We start from the raw sequence: 1,706 nt of genomic DNA, 5'->3' as shown, positions 1-1,706 counted from the left end.
GCTGGGACTCACGACCTGACTTCGTTAGGGAGAGAAATGCCCAAGATCCTGGAGTTCGACGAGAACGCCCGGCGCGCCCTCGAGCGCGGCGTCGACGCGCTCGCCAACACCGTCAAGGTGACCCTCGGCCCCAAGGGCCGCTACGTCGTGCTCGACAAGAAGTGGGGCGCCCCGACCATCACCAACGACGGCGTGACCGTCGCCCGTGAGGTCGAGCTGGACGACCCGTTCGAGAACCTCGGTGCCCAGCTCACCAAGGAGGTCGCGACCAAGACCAACGACGTCGCCGGTGACGGCACGACGACCGCGACCGTGCTCGCCCAGGCGATGGTCCACGAGGGCCTGCGCGCCGTCGCGGCCGGCGCCAACCCGATGGCGCTCAAGCGCGGCATGGACGCCGCGGCCGAGGCCGTCGGCGACGCCCTCAAGGAGGCCGCCCGCGAGGTCGAGTCCGTCGAGGACATGGCCTCCGTCGCCACCATCTCGAGCCGCGACAGCCACATCGGTGACCTGCTCTCGCAGGCCTTCGACAAGGTCGGCAAGGACGGCGTCATCACCGTCGAGGAGTCCAACTCGATGGGCACCGACCTCGAGTTCACCGAGGGCATGCAGTTCGACAAGGGCTACATCAGCCAGTACTTCGTCAGCGACCCGGAGCGCATGGAGGCCGTCCTCGACGACCCGTACATCCTGCTCCACCAGGGCAAGATCTCGGCCGTCGCCGAGCTGCTCCCGCTGCTGGAGAAGGTCATCCAGTCCGGCAAGCCGCTCTTCATCCTCGCCGAGGACGTCGAGGGCGAGGCCCTGTCGACCCTGGTCGTCAACAAGATCCGCGGCACCTTCAACGCCGTCGCGGTGAAGAGCCCGGCCTTCGGCGACCGCCGCAAGGCGATGATGCAGGACATCGCGACCCTGACCGGTGGTCAGGTCGTCGCCCCCGAGGTCGGCCTCAAGCTCGACCAGGTCGGCCTCGAGGTGCTCGGCCAGGCCCGCCGCGTCGTGGTGACCAAGGACAACACCACGATCGTCGACGGCGCCGGCGACGCCGCCGAGGTCGAGGGCCGCGTCAACCAGATCAAGGCCGAGATCGAGTCGACCGACTCCGACTGGGACCGCGAGAAGCTCCAGGAGCGCCTCGCCAAGCTCGCCGGCGGTGTCTGTGTGATCCAGGTCGGCGCCGCCACCGAGGTGGAGCTGAAGGAGAAGAAGCACCGCATCGAGGACGCCGTCTCCGCGACGCGCGCCGCGATCGAGGAGGGCATCGTCGCCGGCGGCGGCTCCGCCATCGTCCACGCGGTCTCGGTGCTCGAGGGCGACCTCGGCCTCACCGGCGACGAGGCGATCGGCGTCCGCGTGGTTCGCAAGGCGGCCGACGAGCCGCTGCGCTGGATCGCCGAGAACGGCGGCGAGAACGGCTACGTCGTCACCACCAAGGTGCGCGAGCTCGGTGTCGGCAACGGCTACAACGCCGCCACCGGCGAGTACGGCGACCTCGTCGCCCAGGGCGTCCTCGACCCGGTCAAGGTCACCCGCTCCGCGCTGGTCAACGCCACCTCGATCGCGGGCATGCTGCTCACGACCGAGACGCTGGTCGTCGACAAGCCCGAGGAGGAGGAGCCGGCGGCCGCCGCCGGCCACGGCCACGGGCACGGCCACTGAGCCGAGTCGGCGCAGCATCACCTTCGAGTCGGCGCTGATTCACCCCG

At 69.8% G+C, this 1,706-nt stretch carries 1 protein-coding gene; it reads left to right on the top strand.

Annotated elements, in window-relative coordinates:
- Positions 1–36 precede the first annotated feature (36 nt).
- Positions 37–1,659, top strand: a complete 1,623-nt coding sequence (gene groL, locus K8U61_RS24680; protein WP_224125671.1) for a chaperonin GroEL — start codon at positions 37–39, stop codon at positions 1,657–1,659.
- Positions 1,660–1,706: the final 47 nt, after the last annotated feature.

This window comes from Nocardioides mangrovi (genome assembly GCF_020073815.1).
In the GTDB taxonomy this organism is placed as follows: Bacteria; Actinomycetota; Actinomycetes; order Propionibacteriales; family Nocardioidaceae; genus Nocardioides; species Nocardioides mangrovi.
The sequence above is the reverse complement of the archived record's forward strand: the minus strand, read 5'-3'. Positions and strand labels throughout refer to the sequence as shown.